At 42.3% G+C, this 24,268-nt stretch carries 23 protein-coding genes; 12 read left to right on the top strand and 11 right to left on the bottom strand.

Annotated features, from left to right (window positions below; all coding sequences use genetic code 11):
• Positions 1 to 24 precede the first annotated feature (24 nt).
• The gene (locus VXS03_RS16705; RefSeq protein ID WP_327765023.1) at positions 25 to 507 is read left to right on the top strand and encodes a hypothetical protein; all 483 of its coding nucleotides are present in this window, start codon (positions 25 to 27) and stop codon (positions 505 to 507) included.
• A 350-nt stretch (positions 508 to 857) separates the two neighbouring features.
• On the opposite strand, the gene VXS03_RS16700 is transcribed toward VXS03_RS16705, so the two are convergent.
• Genes VXS03_RS16700 through hemC form a run of 4 tightly spaced genes read right to left on the bottom strand, consistent with a single transcriptional unit; the run spans position 858 to position 5,038 of the window.
• Positions 858 to 2,045 carry a heme biosynthesis HemY N-terminal domain-containing protein gene (locus VXS03_RS16700; protein ID WP_080158829.1) on the bottom strand — a complete coding sequence of 396 codons (1,188 nt, stop codon included), beginning with the start codon at positions 2,043 to 2,045 and terminating at the stop codon, positions 858 to 860.
• Entirely contained in the window at positions 2,045 to 3,343 is a 1,299-nt protein-coding gene (gene hemX, locus VXS03_RS16695) for a uroporphyrinogen-III C-methyltransferase (protein ID WP_327765022.1), read from the bottom strand. The genes VXS03_RS16700 and hemX overlap by 1 nt, the downstream gene beginning before the upstream one ends.
• Positions 3,344 to 3,356: 13 nt before the next feature.
• Entirely contained in the window at positions 3,357 to 4,106 is a 750-nt protein-coding gene (locus VXS03_RS16690; protein ID WP_327765021.1) for a uroporphyrinogen-III synthase, read from the bottom strand.
• Positions 4,106 to 5,038 carry a hydroxymethylbilane synthase gene (gene hemC / locus VXS03_RS16685; protein ID WP_327765043.1) on the bottom strand — a complete coding sequence of 311 codons (933 nt, stop codon included), beginning with the start codon at positions 5,036 to 5,038 and terminating at the stop codon, positions 4,106 to 4,108. The genes VXS03_RS16690 and hemC overlap by 1 nt, the downstream gene beginning before the upstream one ends.
• 396 nt (positions 5,039 to 5,434) lie before the next feature.
• Between hemC and VXS03_RS16680 the strand changes: the two genes are divergently transcribed.
• Positions 5,435 to 7,993: a class I adenylate cyclase gene (locus VXS03_RS16680; protein WP_327765020.1), complete on the top strand. Its 2,559-nt coding sequence runs from the start codon at positions 5,435 to 5,437 to the stop codon at positions 7,991 to 7,993.
• Positions 7,994 to 8,072: 79 nt separating this feature from the next.
• Here the strand turns inward: VXS03_RS16680 and cyaY are convergent, their stop codons facing one another.
• Complete coding sequence (cyaY, locus tag VXS03_RS16675; protein ID WP_327765019.1) at positions 8,073 to 8,384, bottom strand: iron donor protein CyaY; 312 nt, start codon at positions 8,382 to 8,384, stop codon at positions 8,073 to 8,075.
• 78 nt (positions 8,385 to 8,462) lie between these two features.
• Here cyaY and lptM point away from each other — a divergent pair, with 78 nt between their 5' ends.
• From lptM to yigB, 5 genes are all read left to right on the top strand, one after another.
• On the top strand, positions 8,463 to 8,579 hold the full coding sequence (gene lptM / locus VXS03_RS16670; RefSeq protein ID WP_080175487.1) for an LPS translocon maturation chaperone LptM: 117 nt from the start codon (positions 8,463 to 8,465) through the stop codon (positions 8,577 to 8,579).
• A 63-nt stretch (positions 8,580 to 8,642) separates the two neighbouring features.
• Complete coding sequence (lysA, locus tag VXS03_RS16665; RefSeq protein WP_327765018.1) at positions 8,643 to 9,893, top strand: diaminopimelate decarboxylase; 1,251 nt, start codon at positions 8,643 to 8,645, stop codon at positions 9,891 to 9,893.
• 38 nt (positions 9,894 to 9,931) lie between these two features.
• A complete protein-coding gene (gene dapF, locus VXS03_RS16660) occupies positions 9,932 to 10,762 on the top strand; it encodes a diaminopimelate epimerase (RefSeq protein WP_327765017.1) in 831 nt (276 codons plus the stop codon).
• 53 nt (positions 10,763 to 10,815) lie between these two features.
• The gene (gene xerC / locus VXS03_RS16655; protein ID WP_327765016.1) at positions 10,816 to 11,724 is read left to right on the top strand and encodes a tyrosine recombinase XerC; all 909 of its coding nucleotides are present in this window, start codon (positions 10,816 to 10,818) and stop codon (positions 11,722 to 11,724) included.
• 33 nt (positions 11,725 to 11,757) lie between these two features.
• Positions 11,758 to 12,486 (top strand): 5-amino-6-(5-phospho-D-ribitylamino)uracil phosphatase YigB, encoded by a 729-nt coding sequence (gene yigB, locus VXS03_RS16650; protein ID WP_327765015.1) that lies wholly within the window; start codon positions 11,758 to 11,760, stop codon positions 12,484 to 12,486.
• A 52-nt stretch (positions 12,487 to 12,538) separates the two neighbouring features.
• Here the strand turns inward: yigB and VXS03_RS16645 are convergent, their stop codons facing one another.
• From VXS03_RS16645 to VXS03_RS16630, 4 genes are read right to left on the bottom strand one after another with little or no spacing between them, the layout of a single operon-like run.
• Positions 12,539 to 12,997: a DoxX family protein gene (locus VXS03_RS16645; RefSeq protein ID WP_327765014.1), complete on the bottom strand. Its 459-nt coding sequence runs from the start codon at positions 12,995 to 12,997 to the stop codon at positions 12,539 to 12,541.
• The gene (locus tag VXS03_RS16640; protein WP_327765013.1) at positions 12,990 to 13,790 is read right to left on the bottom strand and encodes an HvfC/BufC N-terminal domain-containing protein; all 801 of its coding nucleotides are present in this window, start codon (positions 13,788 to 13,790) and stop codon (positions 12,990 to 12,992) included. The genes VXS03_RS16645 and VXS03_RS16640 overlap by 8 nt, the downstream gene beginning before the upstream one ends.
• On the bottom strand, positions 13,765 to 14,658 hold the full coding sequence (gene bufB, locus VXS03_RS16635; protein WP_327765012.1) for an MNIO family bufferin maturase: 894 nt from the start codon (positions 14,656 to 14,658) through the stop codon (positions 13,765 to 13,767). The genes VXS03_RS16640 and bufB overlap by 26 nt, the downstream gene beginning before the upstream one ends.
• Positions 14,633 to 14,908 (bottom strand): BufA1 family periplasmic bufferin-type metallophore, encoded by a 276-nt coding sequence (locus VXS03_RS16630; RefSeq protein ID WP_327765011.1) that lies wholly within the window; start codon positions 14,906 to 14,908, stop codon positions 14,633 to 14,635. Before VXS03_RS16630 ends, bufB begins: the two co-directional genes overlap by 26 nt.
• Before the next feature lie 245 nt (positions 14,909 to 15,153).
• Between VXS03_RS16630 and uvrD the strand changes: the two genes are divergently transcribed.
• Positions 15,154 to 17,325: a DNA helicase II gene (uvrD, locus tag VXS03_RS16625; RefSeq protein ID WP_327765010.1), complete on the top strand. Its 2,172-nt coding sequence runs from the start codon at positions 15,154 to 15,156 to the stop codon at positions 17,323 to 17,325.
• An 81-nt stretch (positions 17,326 to 17,406) separates the two neighbouring features.
• Here the strand turns inward: uvrD and ggt are convergent, their stop codons facing one another.
• Complete coding sequence (gene ggt, locus VXS03_RS16620) at positions 17,407 to 19,170, bottom strand: gamma-glutamyltransferase (RefSeq protein ID WP_327765009.1); 1,764 nt, start codon at positions 19,168 to 19,170, stop codon at positions 17,407 to 17,409.
• A gap of 577 nt (positions 19,171 to 19,747) precedes the next feature.
• Between ggt and recQ the strand changes: the two genes are divergently transcribed.
• The 4 genes from recQ to VXS03_RS16600 all read left to right on the top strand — a co-directional run bounded on the left by recQ (position 19,748) and on the right by VXS03_RS16600 (position 23,248).
• The gene (gene recQ / locus VXS03_RS16615) at positions 19,748 to 21,592 is read left to right on the top strand and encodes an ATP-dependent DNA helicase RecQ (protein WP_327765008.1); all 1,845 of its coding nucleotides are present in this window, start codon (positions 19,748 to 19,750) and stop codon (positions 21,590 to 21,592) included.
• A gap of 12 nt (positions 21,593 to 21,604) precedes the next feature.
• Positions 21,605 to 21,904, top strand: a complete 300-nt coding sequence (locus VXS03_RS16610; RefSeq protein ID WP_327765007.1) for a DUF3630 family protein — start codon at positions 21,605 to 21,607, stop codon at positions 21,902 to 21,904.
• A 106-nt stretch (positions 21,905 to 22,010) separates the two neighbouring features.
• Positions 22,011 to 22,727, top strand: a complete 717-nt coding sequence (locus VXS03_RS16605) for a 7-cyano-7-deazaguanine/7-aminomethyl-7-deazaguanine transporter (protein WP_327765006.1) — start codon at positions 22,011 to 22,013, stop codon at positions 22,725 to 22,727.
• Between the two features lie 77 nt (positions 22,728 to 22,804).
• On the top strand, positions 22,805 to 23,248 hold the full coding sequence (locus VXS03_RS16600; RefSeq protein ID WP_327765005.1) for a GNAT family N-acetyltransferase: 444 nt from the start codon (positions 22,805 to 22,807) through the stop codon (positions 23,246 to 23,248).
• Between the two features lie 262 nt (positions 23,249 to 23,510).
• On the opposite strand, the gene elbB is transcribed toward VXS03_RS16600, so the two are convergent.
• The gene (elbB, locus tag VXS03_RS16595; RefSeq protein WP_327765004.1) at positions 23,511 to 24,161 is read right to left on the bottom strand and encodes an isoprenoid biosynthesis glyoxalase ElbB; all 651 of its coding nucleotides are present in this window, start codon (positions 24,159 to 24,161) and stop codon (positions 23,511 to 23,513) included.
• Positions 24,162 to 24,268 lie beyond the last annotated feature (107 nt).

Genomic DNA, 24,268 nt, shown 5'->3' with positions numbered 1-24,268 from the left:
GGTTATTTGAGTGAGGGTCTGTTGATGGTTAAATCTTTATGTAAGTATCGTCGTGCTGAAATTGCCGATCAATTTGCGACGATCACTAAGATAGTCAGTGAACCAACATTTATGTGCGCAAGCTGCACCCGTGTGGCGAGTGATAAAAACTATTTATGTAAACCGAGCCGTTTAACCAATACGGTATCAGCAACGCCCATGATATTGACACCAACGCCAACTTCACCTCCTGTGATGACGTTGGCGGCCTCTACTGCGCCTATTTCAAATGCGATCAATGTTCATCAATTACCGATGCCAACGGCTGTTGGGCAAAGTCGAATTGAAGTGATAACAGTTATTGAACAAGCTGAGGTGCTTGAAGAGCCTGATCGATTATTAGAACAAACGGAAAAATTGAAAAAATTAGCTAAGAAAAAAAATAAACTCTTAAAAAAAGCGGCTAAAGCGGTGAAGAAGTTTGATAAGCAATTACATAAAACCAAGCAAACGCTTGGGTTAACATGATGATGTAGCGTTCACTGCACAATGATCACCAATAAAAAAGCCTCCCTAAGGAGGCTTTTTTATTGGTATTTGTTTATTAATCAGCGTGTTTAATTAATACAGCCATCATAACGCCAACAATCACAGACACAACAATACCTGAAACAATGATCCAAGGAAGCATATCCATAACAGTTATCCAAATGTTAAATAAAAAGGGTAGAGCGGCTATTGAATCGTGTTTGTTGGTTAGGAGCAATGGGGTAGATATACCTTGTAATGGCTGTTTACATATAGAAACATGTTAATGCTAAAACTGTTATCCAGACGAAAAAAAAGCGCCACTAAGGCGCTTTTTTCAGACTTAAAATTTAAGCTTGATCAGGTTTTGCTAATTGCAGTGCTTGACGAGAAACTTCAGCGGCAGCTTGTTTATCGCCAAGTTGCTCAAGCGTTGCTACCAGATGGGCATAATCGGTGACGTCTGGACGTAACGCGATGGCTTTTTCTAGGTGCTCTTTAGCCGGTTGCCATTGTTGATCAGCCATTAACATCTGCCCTAATGCGCTTTGTAGGGTTGGATTATTACCGTTGTTGGCTAATAAATCTTGTAGACTCACAATGGCTGGGTGACGATCTGGCAGTGTTAATTGTGGCATTAAGCTAATTAGCGCCTGCTCAGGGTTTTTCTTAACAGCATCACGCAAGATAGGGAAGGCATCTGCATCAGCATGGCGAACCATCATCTGTTTAACAAAGCACGCGACTAGCGCTGGATTATGCTTGTCTTTACGGTTGAGGCTGTTCCAGTAACCCATTAAACCATCACTGCCATTTTGTTGGCTAAGATGGTGCATCTGACCACATTGCGCTTGCACGTCGAGTTGAGCAGCTTCTGCGGCAGTGATGACATCTGCTTTAGTCAATTGGGGTAGCAATACTTGCAGTGCTTTCCAATCTTCTAATTGTAAGTAACACTGCTTTAGTAGGCTTAGTATCATTGGATTACGCGGGCTAGTTGGCTGTACATCTTGCAATGTTGCAAGGGCCTGTTCAAATTGTTGTTGACGAATTTGAAGCTTAGCGCGAGTCAGTGCGACAGCAAGGCTTTCAGTGTCTTGTTCTGCTGCGAGTTGTAAGTATTGATCTCGCTGTTGAGTTTTACCCAGTCCTTGTGCAGCTTCTGCAGCAGCTAAGTAGTTTAGAATTGGCGCATCGCTAAATTTTGCTGATTTAGATAGCATTTTTTCAGCGGCTTTCCAATCACCTTCAGCTACTTTCAATAGGCCTTCTGCGGTATTGCGACGTGCATTGCGAACTTGGCGACCGCTGAACCAACCACGGGTTGAGCTACCAAAAGAAAACAAGCGACGTAAAATAAATTCAAGTACAAAGAAGATCGCAACGATAGCAATCGCAACGATAATCAGTGTTGTTAAACTCATTTCAATGGTTTGATTGGCAAACGAGATCAATACATAACCTTGGTGGCCTGCAAGATCAGGGCTGACAATGATACCGGCAATCAGAGCGATGACCAATAACAACAATTTGACCATTATTTAGTCTCCTCTTTAGTGGTATAAGTTACTACCGCTTTGTTATCAGCTACTGTATTTTCAGCGGCGCTTGCTTGTTTGATCTGTTTCTCAACCGCTTTTTTTACCGCAGGTGCTGCATTGTTAGTTGCCGCTGGCGTTGCTTTTACGGCAACAGGCTCGCTAAGGGCGGTCATCTTGTTGCGTAACACTTTATTTACGAGTTGGGTGATCAAAGCTTGTGATTGCAGCTTGGCAGGGTAATCAACCGCAACATTTTGTTGTTCTAGCTGTTGTAGGCCAGCAATGAAACTTTGTGTTTTTGGTGATGACAAGTCGTAGTATTGCTGTGACCACTTGATCGCCGTTGCAATTGAATCACGGTAAACTTGGCCTTGATCGCGATATACTGCAGCGATAGCTGTCTCAAGTTTGTTGGTAATATTTTGTTGAAGATAGAAATCTTGCTGCGGTGATAATAACGGTACAACGCTGCCATCACGCTTGCGGTAAGTAATGAAGTTTTCACCAAAGTTTTTCAGTGACGTCATTAAATTATTTTTCCAATCATTAACCGATTGGCTCACCGTTGGATTTTGCTGTGGTTCTGCTTTAGCTAATACGGCATTAGCTAACGGTAAGCTATCAATGCTATTTTCAAGGCTGTTAAGACGCAATACGATGCCATCACGATCAACTACCGTGATTGATTTTAATGCCGTAATGTCATTACTCATTGCTTGACGAAGATTTTTCAAGCTTGGATCATTGAGCTCTGCAATACGGTGATCCGCCGCTTCAAGTAATAACGTTGCGCTGGTAACGTCATGCTCAAGCCATAGTTTACGGCCTGCCATTTTAACTAAATAATCAGCTTCAGCTAACAGCCAATCATTAGGCTCTTGACCTTTTAAATCAGCAATGGCTGTTTGAATTGAATCAATTGATTTTTGCTGTTGGCTAATACCTTGCTCAACTTTCTGCTGGGCAGTGCTAAGCTCGTTATTGACCATTGAAATAGTTTGCTGTTGATCGGCCTGCATTGCGGCTTTCATGGTCGCAATTTGTTGTTGTAAGGCGGCAACTTGCTGCTGTTGTTGCAGTCCTTGCTGGTGGCCGTGATAGTAAAGACCACCACCGAGTGCTAATACTAATGCAATTGCAACCCAACCTGTTTTACTGCCTGATTTTTTTTGTTTAGCGGCCGTAGGCGCTGCTTTGGTCGAGTTTGAAGTACTATTTTTTGAGGCACTAACAGCCGGCTTGTCTTTAGTTACTGGCGCTGCTGTTTGGTTTGTGTTGATTTTTTTGTCTGTCATCCTAATTATTCCATTAGCTTACGTTGCTTTTTAGGAACGTGAACAACGCCGAGTTTGCGGCGCTTCCCACGGTGGAAATATGTTTGTAGCCAAGCGTCGATGCCTGGTCTGCGATTCGTCGACTTGGTACGAAAAGGTGGCAATTATAAAGCCAAGCCAAATCTTTGGTTGGAATTAGTTCCGTTAAGTATATTAATTGTTCACTGCTTGTGACAACTAGAGCGTCAATTTGCTGCTGTTGCCACTGTTGAGTTAATCGCGTTGCATCGAGAGTCAGCCAGTTGCGCTGATAAGTTTCACAATAACTGACTTGGGCCTGACGAGCGGTTAATGCTTGATAGATTAATTCGCGGCCACCATTGCCTCGCAAGATTAAGACTCTGCGTTGACGAATATTTGCCAGTTCAGGTAAGGCTAATAGTGCTTCACTATCATGCCGACCTTGTGGTGAACTCACGGGTTGCTGACAGGCGTGCGCTAATGCTGCTGCTGTCTTGTCGCCAACGGCTATATAATGCATGTTTTTTGGCCATTCTGCACCTTGTGATATCAAGTAATTAGCAGCAAAACGCACTGCATGATAGCTAACTGCAATTACATAATCACCTTGTTGCAGTTGTTGAATTTGTTCTATTAATTTATTTATATATTTTCCTTGCTGAACCTCAAGCAAAGGTTGAGCAATAGCGCTGATCGCCACTTGATTAAGTTGTGCGGCCAATTGATCGCATTCTGGTGCAGGACGGGTGATCAGCACTGTCATCAGGCGTTACCGTATAAGCGATCAAGAATTTTTTTAGCACCATTGGCTAACAATTCATCTGCTAAGGTTAGACCTAATTGTTCTGCATTTTCAACTGGGCCGCTAATTTCAGCACGAACAATAATGCTGCCATCGGGTTCTCCCACAAGTGCACGTAACCAAATAGTGTCGTCTTGTAATTCGGCATAGCTACCAATAGGCACTTGGCAACCACCTTGAAGGCGATTATTCATCGCTCGCTCACATAAAACGCGCGTTGCTGTTGGTTGATGATTAAGTGGTGCAAGCAGTTGGCGTACGCGTTGGTCATCCAAGCGACACTCAATACCTACTGCGCCTTGACCGACTGCAGGGAGGCTAGTTTCAGGGGCAATTTCACAGCGAATACGATCATTCATTTTCAGGCGTTTTAGGCCAGCAGTTGCTAAAATGATGGCATCATATTGGCCTTCATCAAGCTTACGTAAACGAGTATTCACGTTACCGCGCAAGTCGTTAATGATTAAATCGGGACGTTGAGATCGAAGCTGACACTGGCGACGTAAGCTGGAGGTACCAACAATCGCACCTTGGGGTAAATCATCAATTGAATCGTAGTTGTTTGATACAAAAGCATCACGTGGATCTTCGCGCTTACAGATAGTCACTAAGCCAAGACCTTCAGGGAACTCGACCGGTACATCTTTCATTGAATGTACTGCAATATCCGCGCGGCCTTCCAGCATTGCGACTTCAAGTTCTTTGACAAATAAGCCTTTGCCACCCACTTTTGCTAAAGGAGTGTCTAAAATAATGTCGCCTTTTGTTACCATAGGCAGTAGTTCAACAACAAGCCCTGGATGAGCTTGTTCTAGTTCAGCTTTGACAAATTCTGCTTGCCACATGGCTAATGGGCTTTTGCGTGTCGCAATACGAATTGGTTGAGTTGTCATCATAGTAAAGAGGGTCCGTTAACCAAGGTTATTATTTTTTCTGTTGAGTATCGTACCACTACCTAAGCATGGATGATAATTCGTGTATTGCGGTTCCTGATTCCAAGCGTTATTGTGTAGCTAATGGGACGAAAAAATGTGATATTTATCGCAATAAGTCGTTGATCAGTTTCTAATTACAATCAAACTATTGGTTGTTCGTTATTGATACGATTTAGAGTCTGACTATTATGGATGAATCATAGACAGTTGTTATTGGCTACACTTGGCATTATCTTTACCGTGGGTATTAAAAATGATACATTGATCACGTTTTTTTCTCATTTTGAATAAAATTTACGCTATTAATGTCAAACTGCGGGCCGCACTAACACTGCTAGCTCTTGGAAGAGTAATTTGCAAAATTATATCAAGACGCTAAAAGGTAGACTGGACTCACTGACTGAGCTTCGCATTGAACGTGCGCGTTTAGCTATGAGTGAACCGTCGGTACAGATTTTTGATCTGTTGCCTGTCTTATTACATTATAACCACCCAGCCTTGCCAGGGTATCTTGATCAACAAGTGCCGCAAGGAATTGCGCATTTTGTCGTCACTGACGTGCAACAACAGTTTGTTAATGACTGTGCTCGCGCGACAAAGATGCCAATTGATTCGATCGTGGTTGCTGATGCTGACTGCCCAATCACCGGCCTTTATGCCATGGGTAGTACTTCTTCTATGGGGCAAAGCCTCACCAGCGACCTTGATATTTGGGTGTGTATTCCTACCTCATTAGACTGCCAGAGCCGAGAGGCCCTTGATAGTAAATGTAGCTTGGTTTCTAAATGGGCGATGGAGCAAGGGGTTGAAGCTAACTTCTTTTTGATCGACGAAAACCGTTTCCGCGACAATTTTTCTGAAGCCATGACCGGTGAAAACTGTGGCTCAAGTCAGCATTTATTACTACTTGATGAATTTTATCGTTCCGCAGTATGCCTAGCGGGATTACCTTTATTATGGTTTATGGTGCCACCAGAAATGGAAGAGTGCTATGACCAATATATCGATGATCTGGTTGCAAAAGGCTATATTGAGCGTGATCAATGGATTGATTTTGGTGGTTTGATGCGTATTCCTGCCGAAGAATATTTTGGTTCTAGTTTATGGCAGCTCTACAAAAGCATCGACTCTCCCTATAAATCGGTATTAAAAGCAATTTTGCTTGAAGCTTATTCATGGGAATACCCGCATACACAATTATTAAGCCTTGATGGTAAACGTCGCTTCTTTGCTGAAGATCGCAGTGAATACTGCATGGATGCTTATTATTTAATGCTTGAAAAAGTGACCCGTTATTTAGAACGTATTGATGATCATCGTCGACTCGATTTAGTCCGTCGCTGTTTTTACCTTAAAACCCATGAGAAATTAACTCGTAAGCCAACCTCTGGTTCGGTGGAATGGCGTCGACAGGCATTGCAACATTTAACTGAGCAATGGCAGTGGTCGACAGAAGTTGTGGCTGCGCTGGATAATCGTCGTAACTGGAAAGTCACCCAAGTTAAGCAAGCGCATAATGAACTGCTTGATGCGTTGATGCTGAGTTATCGAAATCTTATTCGTTTCGCTCGTCGTAATGATATTACCTCGGCTATTAGCCCTGAAGATATCAGTATTCTGGCGCGTAAATTATATGCTGCATTTGAGGTTCTGCCAGGTAAAGTGACCTTATTAAATCCGCAAATATCACCGGATTTACATGAACCTGATCTGAGCTTTATTCAAGTACCTGAAGGGCGAACCAATACTGCAGGTTGGTATCTATATAAGCAGCCGATAGAGGCAAAATATATTTTAGGTCAGCCATCATTAGAGCATAACCGCTACTTATCAAAGTTAGTCGCGTGGAGCTATTTTAATGGTTTGCTAACAGAATCAACTCATTTGCATACAGTGGCACGTAATGCTGATATGGATTTGGACAAGTTGTATCAATTGGTGAGTGATATTCGAAATACTTTTCCAATTCGTCGTCCACATCCAGGTTTACAAGCATTATCCAGCCCGTGTGAGATTCGCCAATTGGGGTTATTTGTTAACTTAGAAAACGATCCCACTACGGAACTGAAAAATCGATCGGTGCGGTTTGATTTTAAAACCACGGATATTTTTAGTTATGGCCCCGAGCAAAAATGTTTGGTCGGCAGTGTCGATTTAGTCTACCGCAACTCGTGGAATGAAGTGCGGACCTTAAACTTCAGTGGCAATTATGCGATGCTGGATGCGCTGAAAACCATGCTCGGTAAAATGCACCACGATGCGATTCCGCCAGAAGCGATTGATGTGTTCTGCTATAGCAAACATATGCGTGGTTTAATTCGTAACGTGGTCTATCAATTGGTAGCTGAATGTATTGAGATGCGCTTAAAACCCGTTGAAGAGGAAAAACGTCGTCGTTTTAAAGCAGTGCATATGGCTGATGAAACCTACGGCTTGTTCTTTGAACGTCGTGGTGTTTCAGTACAACGATTAGAAAATTCAGTTGATTTTTATAGCTGTATTTCATCGAATAAAGTTAGCGATATTCCTAAAGTGGTGATGGGCAAAACCGATGAACCGCATCCTCCGGAAATTGTTGACGCTTACGCTAGTGAAGGTTTGATTCAGTTCTTTTTTGAAGACTGTGAGCAAGGTTTTAATATCTATATTTTAGATGAAACCAATCAAATGGAAGTGTATCGCCAGTGTAATGGTAATAAAGATGAGATGGTGCATGGTGTGAATCGCTTTTATACCTCATCACAAGATCGCTTTAGTTATAGTGCCAATTTTATTAACTTTAATTTGCCCCAGTTTTACGATATTGCACATAACGATAAAGGTGAGCTCCAGGTGTTGCCGTTTAAGAGCGGCCAAGTGTCTCGTCGTCAGGATAATACTGAATCAACAAATAATGGGATTAGTTTAAATTAATCTGATTATGCGTTCGGTATCGAAAAAAAAGCCTTCATTATTGAAGGCTTTTTTATGGCGGCCATTAGACTAAAACATTTTACCAAGTGACAGTCTCACCAGCGTGTAAGCTGCACTCTTGTTTTAGTAGTGCAAATAATTCTATATTACTACGAGTACAACGCCACTCACTTCCGGTGTATTTAAAGTGGTAACCACCTGATTTTGAAGCTAACCACAGTTCGTGTAATGGTTCTTGGCGGTTAATCACGATTTGGCTACGGTTAGCAAATTCAAGTGTAAGCACGTTGCCTGTAGTTTCTGGCTCAATATCAACACCGGATTCATCGATGCCTTCTTCGATCTGCATCAGTGCTAGATCGGCCAGTTGGTGGAATTCAGTATCATTCATCCTATTGCGTCCTATTGCTTTTCTTGTTCTTGGTGCGATTATAGAGGTCATTGAACGGATAATCACTGGCTTTGAATTATGCATAAAGGTTTATTAGCAATTTTGGTCTTAGGATCGTTAATTTTAACTGGCTGTGGCCAAAGTGGCCCACTGTACATGCCCAAAGATGCACCACAGCAACATCAACCACAATAATAAACTAACTGCGGTGATAATTGAGTCGCAGTTCGATAGTCAACCAGACAGGGAAGGACAACATTGGATTACTTTAATTACCAGTCAGATGGGCAATTATGGGCGGAAGACGTCGCATTAGTTGAGTTAGCTACACAATATGGCACACCGCTGTATGTGTATTCTCGAGCAACATTGGAGCGCCATTGGCATGCTTTTGATCAAGCGATTGCGACTCACCCACATTTGATTTGCTATGCAGTAAAAGCGAACTCTAACCTTGGAGTATTAAATGTCCTTGCACGGTTAGGTTCTGGGTTTGATATCGTGTCTTTGGGTGAGTTAGAACGCGTTTTAGCAGCGGGCGGCGATCCGGCTAAAGTGGTTTTTTCTGGTGTGGGTAAAACTGCGCAAGAAATGCAACGTGCGCTTGAGTTGGGAATTAAATGTTTTAATGTTGAATCAGAACCTGAACTTGATAGGTTAAATCATGTTGCGGCTCAATTAGGGAAAATTGCGCCGATCTCATTACGAATTAACCCTGATGTTGATGCTAATACTCACCCTTATATTTCGACGGGCTTGCGAGATAATAAATTTGGTATTGCACATGAGCGGGCTCTTGAGGTTTATCAATTGGCACAGCAATTGCCACATCTTAAGATTGTAGGGATGGATTGCCATATTGGTTCGCAGTTAACGGAAGTACGACCTTTTATTGATGCGACAGATCGTTTGCTCACTTTAATTGATGAATTGAATTCGATTGGAATTAAAATACAACATTTAGATCTTGGTGGTGGCTTAGGGGTGACTTATAACGATGAGCAACCGCCATTACCTGCAGATTATGCGACGGCATTGTTATCCCGCTTGGCGGCTTACCCTGAGCTTGAATTAATTTTTGAGCCTGGGCGAGCGATTGCTGCAAACGCGGGTGTATTGCTGACCAAGGTTGAATTTTTAAAGCATACTGAATATAAAAACTTTGCCATTGTTGATGCGGCGATGAATGATTTAATTCGCCCGACATTGTATTCCGCTTGGCAAGATATTGTGCCTGTAGTTCCACGTCAGGGTGAGCGTCAGTGCTATGATTTAGTGGGGCCTATTTGTGAAACCGGTGATTTTATTGGTAAAGATCGTCATTTATGTTTAGCGCCAAATGACTTACTTGCGGTAAGGTCTACGGGTGCTTATGGCTTCGTCATGGCATCGAATTATAATTCTCGTCCGCGTGTTGCTGAGGTAATGGTTGATGGGCAGCAGGTACATTTAGTGCGTGCACGTGAAACGTTAGAACAACTTTGGCAACATGAATATCTTGTTGAATAATTGTCGTCGCGACTGAAGCTTAATAATTAAGGAACATCATGCAGATTAACTTTTCCAAAATGCATGGGCTCGGCAATGACTTTGTTGTTGTGGATTGTGTAACACAAAATGTGTTTTTTTCACCGGATGCGATTCGCCGTTTAGCGGATCGCCATCGTGGTATCGGCTTTGATCAGCTGCTGGTGGTTGAGCCACCTTATGATCCTGAAACAGATTTTCATTACCGTATTTTTAATGCTGATGGTAGTGAAGTTGAACAATGTGGTAATGGCGCTCGTTGTTTTGCCCGCTTTGTATCAATGAAAGGCTTAACCAATAAATACCATATTTCCGTGAGCACCAAAGCGGGGAAAATGATATTGAAACTGGAAAGTGACGGCCAAGTAACGGTCAATATGGGTGTTCCTAACTTTGAGCCAGCTAAGATTCCAATGCGGGCTAAACAGGCAGAAAAAACCTATTTATTGCGTGTTGGTGAACAAACGTTATTTTGTGGAGCTGCCAGTATGGGTAACCCTCACTGTGTCACGATTGTCGATAGTGTGGCGACAGCTGCAGTTGAAAAGCTGGGGCCATTACTGGAATCTCATGAACGTTTCCCTGAGCGAGTGAACGCAGGTTTCATGGAAGTGATTGATCGTGGAACGGTAAAATTACGCGTTTATGAGCGTGGTGCAGGTGAAACTCAGGCTTGTGGTAGTGGTGCTTGTGCTGCGGTTGCTGTCGGTCGTAATCAAGGTTTACTTGATGAAAATGTTAAGGTTTGCTTACCCGGTGGTGATTTATATATTCGCTGGGCTGGTGAAGGTAAACCGTTATTTATGACAGGTCCCGTTGCCCATGTGTTTGATGGTCAATTTATTCAATAATGATCTTTAACGAGGGGCATTATTATTAATGACACTCTCGATCGAGGTATTCTGTGAATACGCTACCCCCTAGTTTTGAACAACCTCTGGCACGTTTTTATGAGTATTTGCGTAGTGAGCGTGAACTGAGTTTACACACGCAACAGAACTATAAACGTCAACTAACCTGTATTGCAGAACAATTGATAGAACTTGGGGTTGAAAACTGGCAGCAAGTTGACGCGGGTTGGGTGCGTCAAATAGCCAGTAAAGGCATGCGTAGTGGTCTTAAAGCCAGTAGCTTAGCTATGCGGTTGTCAGCATTACGCAGTTTTTTTGATTATATGGTACATCAGCAACTATTGCCGGCCAATCCGGCGAAAGGGGTGGCTGCACCACGTAAAGCTCGCCCGTTGCCTAAAAACCTTGATGTCGATGAAATGAATCAATTACTTGAGGTGAAAGATGACGATCCATTAGCGATTCGTGATCGCGCAATGATGGAGTTGATGTATGGCGCAGGATTACGTTTATCTGAGTTGGTTAATTTGAATGTACGTGATATTAGCTTAACCAAAGGTGATTTACGGGTTATAGGTAAAGGTGATAAAGAACGGATTGTCCCTTTTTCTGGTTTAGCATGTGAATGGGTGGCGAAATGGCTCAAGTTGCGGGGCAATATTGCTCACGCTGATGAAACGGGGTTATTTGTCTCTAAACTCGGCCATCGTATCTCAAACCGTAATGTACAAAAAAGAATGGCAGAATGGGGTCAGAAGCAGGCCGTATCAAGTCATATTAATCCGCATAAATTACGCCATAGTTTTGCAACTCATATGCTGGAATCCAGTGGTGATTTACGTGCTGTACAAGAATTATTGGGCCATGCAAATTTGACCACTACTCAAATCTATACCCATCTTGACTTTCAGCATTTAGCCAAAGTTTATGATGCTGCTCACCCACGCGCGAAACGCCGTTAGTATTTTATCGCGTGTTAACTCTCAGGAACAACCATGCAGTTTTATCGTCAGTTAGGCCAGATTAACGCCCTTACTTTTGATCTTGATGACACCTTGTATGATAACCATCCGGTGATTGTGCGCGCTGAACAAGCGATGTTTGATTGGCTAGCACAACTATTACCCGCGTCAATGGTGATCAGCCGTGATGATTGGCAACGCTTAAAACAGCAACTTGCTGCGGTTGATTCTAGTTTAACTCATGATGTCAGTGCGTGGCGTTATGAAGCGTTAAAAATTAACTTTATGCAGTTGGGATGGCGGCTTAAAGATGCTGAATTAGCGGCCCGGCAAGGGTTAGATTTGGTGCTAATTGAGCGTAACAAAGTTGATGTTCCCGCTGAAACTCACCGTGTGTTGGCATTGTTGAGCGCTAAAGTTCCGTTGGTCGGAATCACTAATGGCAATGTAGACCCACAGCAGATAGGGCTTGCTCATTATTTTAGTGCGGTTTACCAAGCAGGACGCGATGGGTTAGCTAAGCCGCAAGCTGATTTATTTACGTGTGCGATTAATCATTTAAATATTCCGGCTGAACAAATTTTGCATGTGGGCGATCATCTGCATACGGATGTTTTTGGTGCCAAACAGCATGGCTTACAAGCTTGTTGGTATAACGATCAGTCGCGAGTATTAACGTCGACCACAGGTAATTGTTTACCTGATATTGAAATTAATGCGCTGGCTGAATTATTACCATTAATTGGCTTAACCAGCGATTAAATAACTATGAATTAACACCCATCGAAACTGATCTTGATGGGTGTTTAGCTGTTTATGACATGATATTGTTAGTACGATAGTGCTGATTTATCCAGTGATCGATTGAAAGTTTACCTGCACCCCAGAATATGGTGGTTAATAACATCATTCCCCATAATTGGTGATCATAAAACCCTTGTGGCCATAAAGCGGGGTATGACACTACCGCAATAATATTAAAGCCAAATAATAATATGGCCATTGGCCGTGCAAATAGCCCAAGTACTAAAAAAATTGGCACTATTAATTCAATTGCTGTGCCGCTATAGGCAGCCCATAACCAAGGTAGAACCGGCACCTGATATTCATATTCAAATAAATACAGAGTGCTGTCCCAACTGTTATATTTAATCAGCCCGGATTTAAAAAATGCGATAGCAACCCAGACGCGACTAAAAAGTAACAGCAGTGGTTGTAGTGGTTGTACGAGTTGTTGAAAAAAAGTGTCGATGGTACGAATAAAATTAATCATCACTATTAACCTTGCAAATATCGTCAATTAAGTGGTGGTATAATAACTGCGGTAGTAGCGTTAATTGCGTTGTTGTTAAGGCAGCGATTGGACGTTGCTGCTGACAGTCAGTCACTAAAGTAACTAACTCTGGTGTGACTTGCTGTTGCCAAATTTGCCATTGGTAATGTTGCATCAGAGCTGTTTGTGGCTGATTAATATTCAATGTAGCTAATAATTGGTGTTGATCTGAATGCGAATGGTTAACTATTTCCCATAGCGACACTACCGCATATTGACTGCTAAAAGTGTCGGTTGATGTGGCAATATGAAAATAATATTGTTGTGGATTAATATGACTGGTGTTGTGTTCAAGTTGACGTAATTTTTGTAGCGGTAGACTGCCATCATGACAAGCTAAGCGGCTGACACAATCTCGTTGCCATTCTAGGCGTGCTAGATCAACTAAATAAGGCAGACTGGAAACCAATGCTGGTTGAGCGGCGATGGTGTTACTAAAATGAGCGCCATAAGTCGTGACATCCCCTTGCGGTAGCGGATGATTAAGTATGTGCTGTCGCGCGAGGTGGTTGAAACAATCATCACCAATCATGGCATTAACGGTGGTATAGACGGTTGCCAGAACGTCAGTTAAGCCAATAATAAAATTATTACAGTACAGTTGTAGCCGTTGCTGTGCACTGAAATGATGATTGACGACAGTCGTCGATAAATCATGCGGTTGATAGTGCAATGCCGCCGCAAATTGATGTTGTAACTGATGTAAATTAGGCGTGGTTGCTGATGATGGCATTGTCGAACTCCTTATCGATAATGGCTTGGGCCTTATCAGCTTCAGCCAATAATATTGCCAATGGTGGAATATCAGCATCCCATTCAATTAGTGTTGGTGTCTCGCTACCATGACGGTGAACCCACTGTTGATATAAATGCCATACCTGATCGCTGACAGGTTGGCTATGCGTATCTATCCAGATTTCACCTTGAGGCAGTTGTTTACGAATAAAGCCCGCGAGATGTATTTCTTGTACCACTGTAGGATCAATCGCGGCTAAATAAGTCTGACAATCAAAGCCATGGTTAAAACTGCTGACATAAATATTGTTTAAATCTAATAGCAGCCCACAGCCTGTTTGTTGTTGCACGGCCATTAAAAATTCCCACTCAGGAATCGTTGAGTGTTGAAACTGTAAATAGCTAGATGGGTTTTCAATTAATATTTGCCGTTGGAGTACATCTTGTACTTGTATTACTTTATTGCAAAAATTATTCAACGCTTCCTCTGTATAGGGTAACGGCAATAAGTCATTAAAATAGTGGCCATTAATTGAACTCCAACTAAGGTGATCTGAAATTAAAAACGGTTCTGTTTCAGTAACTAATTGTTTGAGTTGCTGTAAATGTTCAACATTAAGCGGATCGGCTGATCCTAATGATAATCCAATACCATGGCAGCTGATCGGGTAATGTGATTGTAATTGACGCAATTGTTGGCGCGCTAATGAATGAGGATTGAAATAGTTCTCACTGTGGATTTCCAGCCAACCCAGCGGTGGCTGTTGTGTGATAATTTCAATAATATGAGGTGAGCGTAAGCCCACCCCTATAGGTTGCTGGGATGAAAAGCCCACCAAGTTACGCTTCCTCAGTTGATCCGCCATGGAGGCGATCACATAACCCTTTTGGGACTACCACAAACGCATCTTTCTGAGCATCTTCTTTCGCAGATCCCGCACAAGAACTGGTTTTAGTGGCGCAATCATTCTTACCGGCTTTGCTGACGCCATAACACTTTTCCTTGGCCATTTTTTTACCCATTTCGTCAGCGACGGCGGATGTTGAAGCCAATGTTCCTGCTAACGCAATTAATCCAGTCATTGCTGATGCTAAGGCAATATTTGTCTTTTTCATGATAGTTCCTTGATTATGATGAGTGTTGGTTTGCTATGAATTAGTATTTTTTTAATGGCGTCAATGCGCCTTCAGAATAATAGACAGGGTAACCACGACATTTATTTCACTTAATGTTAATTATTTTAGTGTTAATGTTATTTTTGTGTTTCTGATTTTTGCGAAAATCAACACAAAGATATCGAAGCAATCTTTATTGGGGCTGGTATAATCGTCACCATTGTATAAATAACCAGTAGATAGCGATGGACGTTTCACTTCTATTAGATGGCCTCAATGACAAACAACGCGAGGCGGTGGCTGCGCCGTTGGGTAATCACCTAGTATTGGCGGGAGCCGGTAGCGGTAAAACCCGTGTGCTAGTGCATCGCATTGCTTGGTTGTTAGCGGTTGAACAAGCATCACCGTACTCGATTATGTCGGTAACGTTTACTAATAAAGCGGCTGCAGAAATGCGGGGTCGAATTAATGAATTAATGCACGGTTCAAGTGCAGGCATGTGGAATGGCACCTTCCATGGCTTATGTCATCGCATGCTACGTGCCCACTATTTGGATGCGCGCCTACCTGAAGATTTTAATATTTTAGATTCTGATGATCAGATGCGGTTATTACGTCGTTTGATTAAAGCGCAGAATTTAGATGAAAAGCATTGGCCTGCCCGTCAAGGTGCGTGGTATATCAACGGTAAGAAAGATGAAGGTTTACGCCCACAGCACGTTGAAACCTATAACGATCCGGTTGAGCAAACGTGGTTACGTATCTATAGCGCTTACCAAGAAGCTTGTGATCGTGCGGGCATGGTTGATTTTGCCGAGTTATTACTGCGCTCGTTTGAGTTATTACGCGATAACAAACATATTCGTGAACATTACCAAGCACGCTTTAAACATATTTTGGTGGATGAGTTTCAAGACACCAACAATATTCAATTTGCATGGCTACGGTTAATGGCTGGCCCCGATTGCCATGTGATGATCGTCGGTGATGATGACCAATCGATTTATGGGTGGCGTGGTGCGCAAGTTGAAAATATTCAGCGTTTTTTAAATGATTTTAATAACGCATCATCAATATTTTTGGAACAAAATTACCGTTCGACTGCCAATATTCTTAATGCTGCCAATGAGCTAATTGCCAATAATACTGCTCGTATGGGTAAGAATTTATGGACTGAAGATGGCGATGGCGAGCCGATTTCTTTGTATTCAGCTTTTAATGAACTTGATGAAGCCCGCTTTGCCGTCGGTAAAATCAAAGAGTGGCGTGAGCAAGGGGGAAGTCTTAGTGATACTGCCTTCTTATACCGTAGCAATGCGCAATCGCGAGTATTAGAAGAAGCATTGATTCAAGCGGGTATGCCATACCGTATTTATGGCGGCATGCGTTTCTTTGAGCGCCAAGAAATTAAAGATGCACTGTCTTATTTGCGTTTGATCAGCAACCGTAACGACGATGCTTCGTTTGAGCGGGTAGTTAATACACCGACGCGTGGTTTGGGCGATCGTACTTTAGAGACGATTCGTTTGGCAGCGCGTGATCGTGGTTTAACCATGTGGCAATCAAGTCTAGCGTTATTAGATGAGAAAGTGTTAGCGGGGCGTGCGGCCAATGCATTACAGCGTTTTATCGAATTAATTAATGCCTTAGAAGACGACACTGCGGAATTGCCAATGTACCAACAAACGGATGATGTTATTCGTCATTCTGGTTTACGGGCAATGTATGAACAAGAAAAAGGCGAAAAAGCCCAAGCGCGAATTGAGAACTTAGAAGAATTAGTCACTGCAACACGTCAGTTTGAAATTCCAGAAGAAGCAGCAGAGATGAGTCCGTTATCTGCTTTCTTAGCCCATGCGGCTTTAGAAGCTGGTGATGGTCAGGCAGATGCCTTTGAAGATGCGGTGCAATTGATGACCATGCACAGTGCTAAAGGTCTAGAATTTCCGATTGTATTTATGGTGGGTGTTGAAGAAGGGATGTTCCCAAGCTCACGTACCATTGAAGAAGCAGATCGGTTAGAAGAAGAGCGTCGCTTGTGTTATGTCGGTATGACACGGGCAATGAAGAAACTGTATATCACTTATGCTGAAATGCGACGCTTATATGGTAAAGATAATTTCCATAAGCCGTCGCGTTTTATTCGTGAAATTCCCGAGCAATATGTTGAGGAAGTACGAATGAAGGCGCAGGTTTCACGACCAGTGAGCAGTGGCCGTTTTAGTCAAACTCAAGTGAATAATAACTTCAATGAGACAGGCTTTAGTTTAGGGCTGCGAGTTCAGCATGCTAAATTTGGTGAAGGTACGATCATCAACTTTGAAGGCAGTGGCGCTCAAAGTCGTGTTCAAGTCGCCTTTAATGGCGAAGGTATTAAGTGGCTAGTGACCCAATACGCTAAGTTAACTGCCCTATAATATCTTTTGAATAAATAAGCCCGCCAGTGATGACCTATATGGTTAATCATTGGCGGGCTTTTTTTATGTGTTGAGAGGTTGCTATTGAGCGATGACCTTACCTTCACGACGTGGATCGGCTGCACCAATTAACTGCTTTGGTGTAATACTGATTGCCTGAATACCCGAATTGAGATCTTTGACTGCTGTCTTATAACCTAATTGTTCAAATTTAGGTGCCCATGCCGTGGCCGAAGTATTTTGCTCAAGTTCAAAGGTACCAAAGCGATTATTGATATTTGGTAAGTTAATGGCTTGCTGTAAATCCATTCCCCAATCAATGTAAGCTACCAAGGTTTTAGCTATATAACCAATAATTTGACTGCCGCCAGGTGAGCCAATGGCTAACACCGGTTGATTATTATGCATCACAATTGTCGGTGCCATTGACGAGCGTGGTCTTTTGCCCGGTTCAATTCGATTTGCAATCGGTTTGCCATCAATGTGGCTGCGAAATGAAAAGTCGGTTAATTCATTATTGAGTAAGAAGCCACCGACCATTAACCGTGAACCAAAACTGTTTTCAATGGTAGAGGTCATAGAGACCACATTCCCTTGGCGATCGACTATCGCAAAATGGGTGGTTGACGGTAATTCAATGGCTTCATCTGTTGTTTGAAGGCTGGCATGATCCCATGGTGGTGATCCTGCTTCGACGGTAGTTAATTTTTTATTGGTGGCCAATAATTGTGCTCGCTGATGAATGTAAGCGGCATCAAGTAAGCCTTTAGTCGGCATCGGTACGTAGTCACTGTCAGCCATATAACGACCCCGATCAGCAAACGCTAATCGAGAGGCATCACCAATTAAACGCCAGCTATTAATATTTTTGGCGCCCATTTTAGTTAATGGGTAGTGATTGAGCATCGCCATTATTTGGCCAAGCGTTAATGCGCCAGAGCTAGGAGGACCCATACCACAAATTTGATATTGATGATAAGGCGCACAGATTGGTGCTCGCTGCTTTACTTTATAGCTCGCTAAATCAATGCTGCTCAGGACACCAGGATTGCCGACGGCATTTTGAACAGTATTAACTATCTCACGTGCAATATCGCCTTGATAAAATGCTTTTTGGCCATAATCGGCAATTTTACGTAGGGTATCGGCATAAGGCTGATTAATTAATTTTTGACCTGCTTGAATGGGTTGACCTTGGTTATTAAAAAAATAATTTTTAGTGACAGGCCAGCGTTGCAAGTGAGTGGCATCTTTAGCCACTAATGCGGCTAATCGAGGGCTAACAATAAAGCCATTTTTAGCCAGTTTTATAGCTGGTTGAAACAGTTGTTTCCATTCTAATTGTCCGTATTGCTGGTGGCTATTCCATAACAATTTAATTGTACCGGGCGTACCGACGGAGCGGCCACCGACAACCGCATCATAAAACGCTAATGGTCGCCCTTCTTTATCCTGAAATAGGCGTGGTGTTACTGCAAAAGGTGCTGTTTCACGGCCATCAAAGGTCGTCATTTGGTGGTTATCGTTATCCCAATAGACTAAAAATCCGCCACCACCAATGCCCGATGACTGTGGTTCAACTAAGCCTAAAACCAATTGGGTCGCGACCATTGCATCAATAGCATTCCCTCCTTTACGTAACATGGCCGCTCCCGCTTCACTGGCATAGTGATTGGCTGTAGCGATCATCCATTGCTTACCTTGGACTAATTGTGATGGCTGTTGAGCGACATTCGTTTCAGGAATGATGTTATCACTCAGTTGTTGTGCGGAAGCGGTAAATATTGGCACCGTACAACTGCAGATTATGGCAAAACGTAATAGTGATGACGTGATTTTGAGCATAACAGATCCTTGTAATCAGCAACGCAAAAAGAGGAGGGGCTATGTAGTACCTTAATGGGATTAATGATGGCAGAAAAAACACCGTATATCTCATTATTTTTAAATATTATTAGCGATATTCTTAATTAAAGATGTTGGTTTTAATGAATTACAGCTGTTGTAATGGCATTAATTGGGAAATATCTAAGATAACTCGAGCAATAAAGCATGAAATGTTGAGGTTAATATTACGACTGTTGAATAACTGACCGATGATAAATGAATAAATAATTAATAGGTTATTATTTAAATTTCTTATTAATTATCTAGTTAATTGATTTGTTAATACTAATGGTTAAAAAAATTCAAAAAAGAGAACACGCTAAAATGAATAAATTCAGTAACAGATAAAGATTGATGCTGAAAAGGGTATTGATAACGGTTAGCTCGTTGGTGTTTAACGGGTGATTCTGAGGCTGAATACGATTAAGGTATCTTTTTTTAGTCAAGGAAAATAACTATCGAGGCTGGAGGCTAACTCGCATCTACTACTCATTTAGGTATAGAATGGCAGCCTTGTTTAGCGAAGAGTCTTACTATGTCAGCTGTTGTTCCTTTGCTCATGTCGCCATCCTTATTATCCAGCCAAGATATTTTGCAGGATGTGTTTGGCTATCAAGAATTTAGGCAGGGACAGCAAGCAGTAATTGACGCGATCACTGCGGGCAATGACTGTTTAGTGATTATGCCTACTGGTGGTGGTAAATCATTGTGTTACCAAATTCCGGCGTTAATGATGACGGGACTAACCTTGGTGATTTCGCCGTTAATTTCGCTAATGAAAGATCAAGTTGACCAATTGAATGCTAACGGTGTTAGTGCAGGATGCATTCACTCTGCTATGTCACGAGAAGAGATTCAAGCAACATTTGATGCGATGCAAAAGGGCGAGTTGCGATTAGTCTATGCTTCGCCTGAGCGGGTGTTAATGCGTGATTTTATTGATCGGTTGCAGCAACTTGATTTGGCTATGGTGGCTGTTGATGAAGCCCATTGTGTTTCTCAATGGGGGCATGATTTTCGACCGGAATATGCGGCATTAGGGCTACTAAAACAGCAGTTTTCACCATTACCAGTAATGGCGTTAACGGCGACAGCTGATGATGCTACGCGACAAGATATTATTAGTCGGTTGGAATTAACCGATCCTCATTGCTATTTGGGTAGCTTTGATCGCCCTAATATTCGTTACACCCTCTGGGAAAAACATAAACCGTTAACGCAATTAAGCCGCTATTTGGCGACGGTGCGCGGCCAGTGCGGCATTATTTATTGTAATAGCCGTAAGAAAGTTGAGCAGATCAGTGAAAAACTGTGTGAGAGTGGCATTCGTGCCGCGGCGTATCATGCAGGTATGGAACACCCGCAGCGAGTGGCGGTGCAAGATGCTTTTCAGCGAGATGATATTCACGTGGTAGTGGCGACTGTCGCATTTGGTATGGGAATTAATAAACCCAATGTGCGGTTTGTGGTCCATTTTGATATTCCGCGTAATATTGAATCGTATTATCAAGAAACCGGACGAGCAGGACGCGATGGTTTACCTGCTGAAGCGTTATTACTTTACGATCCGGCTGATTTAGCGTGGTTACGACGCTGTGTTGATGAAAAACACCATGATGCGCAGCGTGAGGTTGAATTACATAAGTTGCATGCGATGGGGGCTTTTGCTCAAGCGCAAAGTTGCCGTCGCCAAGTGTTATTGCATTATTTTGGTGAAGATCAACGCCAAGGGTGTGGTAACTGCGATGTTTGCCTTGATCCTCCGCAACAATTTGATGCCGTTGAGGCGGCTCAAAAAGCATTGTCGTGTGTATATCGCGTTAATCAGAATTTTGGTATTACCTATGTGGTTGATGTACTGCGGGGAATGCAGAATCAACGTATTCGCGAGTATGGCCATGATAAATTAACCACTTATGGTATTGGACGTGACTATAGCCATGAATATTGGGTGAGTATTTTACGCCAATTGATTCACCGTGGTTTTTTAACTCAAAATATCAGTCGCAATTCGGTGTTACAACTTACCGAACAAGCACGGCCATTATTACGTGCTGAAATGGCGTTATCATTGGCGGTGCCACGGCTTGATACTGCGGTTCGTAGCAGTAAAGTAGATCGAATGGCCAATCGTCAGTATGACAAAAAATTATTTGCCAAGTTACGCAAACTACGCAAAGCCATTGCAGATGAGGAAGATATTCCCCCTTACGTGGTCTTTAATGATGCCAGCTTAATGGAAATGGCGGAACGATTGCCTAGTTCAAAAGGTGAGTTTTTAGCTATTAATGGGGTAGGCCAACGTAAACTAGAAAAATTTGGCGTGGTATTTCTACAACTGATTGGTGATCATTTAATGGCTGTGGATGAGCATCATTAACGGTACTGGATTATGCAATATACGTTGATTCAGCTTCAAATAAATCTTAAACAAGGTACGTTGCTAGTGACGCCAGTAGCATTTGAGTTTGATGATTTTGCTGTGATTGCGACGGCATTATTACAGCGGTTAGATGCGGTATTGGTGGCGCAAGAGTACAGTGCTGACCTTCAGCAATGGTTAATTGATTTTGAAGGATGCCAGTTATTACTCAAAGCGGAGTATTACAGCGCCTCAATGTGGCTGGAGTTATTGACCTTAAATGACCTTGAGCATTTAATTTTTATTCAACAGTTATTGTCTCACTACTAGGCAAATAAATGCTGTGCTGTATAATCGCCGCCCTGGTGTTGCTGGTGGTTATCGCTGGCAATGAAAATGTTTGGGTTCCCTCCCCCCAATGACAAAAAGGTCTTCCATGACTGTTTTATCCAACGCAACAACATCTAATGTAACAACGACTGCTTTTTCGGCAGCTCAACAACATAAAGCTTTATCATATTTAGTCGCGTTTCACTTATTAGTGATCGCCTCAAGTAATTATTTAGTTCAACTCCCGTTTACTATTTTTGGTTATCACACCACTTGGGGGGCATTTACCTTTCCATTTATTTTCCTTGCGACTGATCTGACGGTACGTATTTTTGGTGCGGGTATGGCACGCAAAATTATTTGGCGAGTAATGGCGCCAGCACTTATCGTATCGTATGTGTTGTCAGTGTTATTCTTTCAAGGTCAATATCAGGGCTTTGCTCATTTGGCAGAATTCAATCTTTTTGTTGCTCGTATTGCGATAGCGAGTTTTATGGCGTATCTACTGGGACAAATATTGGATGTGTCAGTCTTTAATCGCCTTCGTCAAATGAAACAATGGTGGATTGCACCCACTGCATCGACCATTATCGGTAATGCGCTTGATACGCTCGCTTTTTTCAGTATTGCGTTTTATCACAGCCCAGATGCATTTATGGCTCAAAATTGGACTGAAATCGCGTTGGTGGATTACAGCTTTAAATTAATTATTAGTCTGGGTTTGTTTGTGCCTTTGTATGGAGTACTGCTTAATTATTTGATTAATAAGCTAACGACATTAAAACAAGCCTCACTTTCAAACACGGCAAGCGTGACTAAGTAAGGAATGATTGATTTTTATAATCGAAAAGAAATCGGCTGCGGCCGATTTTTTTTAAGTAAATGAAAGGATGCTAAGTAATGACTGAAATAGTGGTACGGATTGGAACGGTAGATGAAGCTGTTACCGTATTGACCGGGATTAATGAATTAAGCTCTGGTGTTGATGCTGCGATGATACGGCAACGATTTGCTCATCAGCCAGCGTTGATTTTGGTGGCTGAATATCAACAACAATTAGTTGGTGTGAAAATGGGTTATGCTTTATCTGATCACGTTTTTTATAGCTGGCTTGGGGGAGTATTGGCCTGTGGACGTGGACTGGGTATTGCTCAAAAATTATTAGAAGCGCAAGAAGCATGGGTAGTGGCACAATCACAATATACGGTGATTAACGTTAAATCACGTAACTGTTTTCCAGCGATGTTACGGCTATTGTTTAGAAATGGCTATGCTATTGAAAATATGGAAAAGAAAGGGCAATTACGTGATTATCGATTATGTTTTACCAAGACGGTTAACTAACAGCTTTATTCTAAATGAAAATTATTCTCAATTAAGTGTTGCAACTTAGTTGAGAATGGTTATTATTAACGGGCTTTCAAGCAACAGAGAAACCCCTTTTTCTGTTGCTTGGGCACGACATTGCTCACATTGCTTCCAGTGTACTTCAGCTTGGTAATGGTAATTAGTGTAGGGCTAAAAACCGATTACTACTTCTGCTGAGCGACGCATCACACAGTGCGTCGCTTTTTCTTTTTTAAGGGGGTAGTTTCTATTATGCTGCTTAGGCTAATTTTATTAACTCTCGTACCAGTTTATTGATTCCTGTTGCTGCTTCAGTGATATTTGTTGCTAGCATATAAGCAGGCGTGGTTAGTAGACGTCGTTTCTGATCTAAAACAAAATCATCAACAGGGCACTGAATATGCTCACCTCCCATGGCGTTAAATGCGGCTGCGGTGTCAGGATCATCACCGATCGTGGCCTTTGCACCAGAGCCATAGATCTGTGGGATCAAGGTTGGCGCAATGCATAAATAGCCCGCAGGTTTATTGGCTTGAGCAAAAGCCTGGCAGGCCAGTTTAACGTCTTCATTGATCTGACATGCACTGCCATGAAGGGCAAAATCAGATAAATTGTTAGCAACACCAAATCCGCCAGGAACCAGTAGCGCATCGTAGTCATTAATATTTAATTGGGTAACATTTGAAATATTGCCACGCGCAATTCGTGCCGATTCGACCAAAACATTACGAGTCTCATGGCTCACTTGACCGTTAAGGTGATTAATGACTTGATGTTGATCGATGTTAGGAGCAAAACAGTGCCAACTTGCTCCTTGTTGCTCAATCGCCAATAAAGCTAATACCGCTTCATGGATCTCGGTTCCATCAAATACACCAGAACCGCTTAAAATTACCGCAATTTTCTTCATAATGGCATCCTAACTAATCAAATAGACTTATATTGTTGTTATTATTGGCTTGGTTAAGATTATCTAGCTAAGGTTGTCCACAATCAATGATCAATATGGGATCGAGG

The organism is Photobacterium sp. S4TG1, from assembly GCF_036040035.1.
Classification (GTDB): domain Bacteria; phylum Pseudomonadota; class Gammaproteobacteria; order Enterobacterales; family Vibrionaceae; genus Photobacterium.
This window is presented reverse-complemented; position numbering and strand designations above follow the sequence as displayed.

Bases quoted from the DNA above. Each gene is read 5' to 3' on its own strand.
- VXS03_RS16705 (WP_327765023.1), top strand. From the start codon at position 25: ATGGTTAAATCTTTATGTAAGTATCGTCGTGCTGAAATTGCCGATCAA.
- VXS03_RS16700 (WP_080158829.1), bottom strand. From the start codon at position 2,045: ATGGTCAAATTGTTGTTATTGGTCATCGCTCTGATTGCCGGTATCATT.
- hemX (WP_327765022.1), bottom strand. From the start codon at position 3,343: ATGACAGACAAAAAAATCAACACAAACCAAACAGCAGCGCCAGTAACT.
- VXS03_RS16690 (WP_327765021.1), bottom strand. From the start codon at position 4,106: ATGACAGTGCTGATCACCCGTCCTGCACCAGAATGCGATCAATTGGCC.
- hemC (WP_327765043.1), bottom strand. From the start codon at position 5,038: ATGACAACTCAACCAATTCGTATTGCGACACGCAAAAGCCCATTAGCC.
- cyaY (WP_327765019.1), bottom strand. From the start codon at position 8,384: ATGAATGATACTGAATTCCACCAACTGGCCGATCTAGCACTGATGCAG.
- lptM (WP_080175487.1), top strand. From the start codon at position 8,463: ATGCATAAAGGTTTATTAGCAATTTTGGTCTTAGGATCGTTAATTTTA.
- dapF (WP_327765017.1), top strand. From the start codon at position 9,932: ATGCAGATTAACTTTTCCAAAATGCATGGGCTCGGCAATGACTTTGTT.
- yigB (WP_327765015.1), top strand. From the start codon at position 11,758: ATGCAGTTTTATCGTCAGTTAGGCCAGATTAACGCCCTTACTTTTGAT.
- VXS03_RS16645 (WP_327765014.1), bottom strand. From the start codon at position 12,997: ATGATTAATTTTATTCGTACCATCGACACTTTTTTTCAACAACTCGTA.
- VXS03_RS16640 (WP_327765013.1), bottom strand. From the start codon at position 13,790: ATGCCATCATCAGCAACCACGCCTAATTTACATCAGTTACAACATCAA.
- bufB (WP_327765012.1), bottom strand. From the start codon at position 14,658: ATGGCGGATCAACTGAGGAAGCGTAACTTGGTGGGCTTTTCATCCCAG.
- VXS03_RS16630 (WP_327765011.1), bottom strand. From the start codon at position 14,908: ATGAAAAAGACAAATATTGCCTTAGCATCAGCAATGACTGGATTAATT.
- uvrD (WP_327765010.1), top strand. From the start codon at position 15,154: ATGGACGTTTCACTTCTATTAGATGGCCTCAATGACAAACAACGCGAG.
- ggt (WP_327765009.1), bottom strand. From the start codon at position 19,170: ATGCTCAAAATCACGTCATCACTATTACGTTTTGCCATAATCTGCAGT.
- recQ (WP_327765008.1), top strand. From the start codon at position 19,748: ATGTCAGCTGTTGTTCCTTTGCTCATGTCGCCATCCTTATTATCCAGC.
- VXS03_RS16610 (WP_327765007.1), top strand. From the start codon at position 21,605: ATGCAATATACGTTGATTCAGCTTCAAATAAATCTTAAACAAGGTACG.
- VXS03_RS16605 (WP_327765006.1), top strand. From the start codon at position 22,011: ATGACTGTTTTATCCAACGCAACAACATCTAATGTAACAACGACTGCT.
- VXS03_RS16600 (WP_327765005.1), top strand. From the start codon at position 22,805: ATGACTGAAATAGTGGTACGGATTGGAACGGTAGATGAAGCTGTTACC.
- elbB (WP_327765004.1), bottom strand. From the start codon at position 24,161: ATGAAGAAAATTGCGGTAATTTTAAGCGGTTCTGGTGTATTTGATGGA.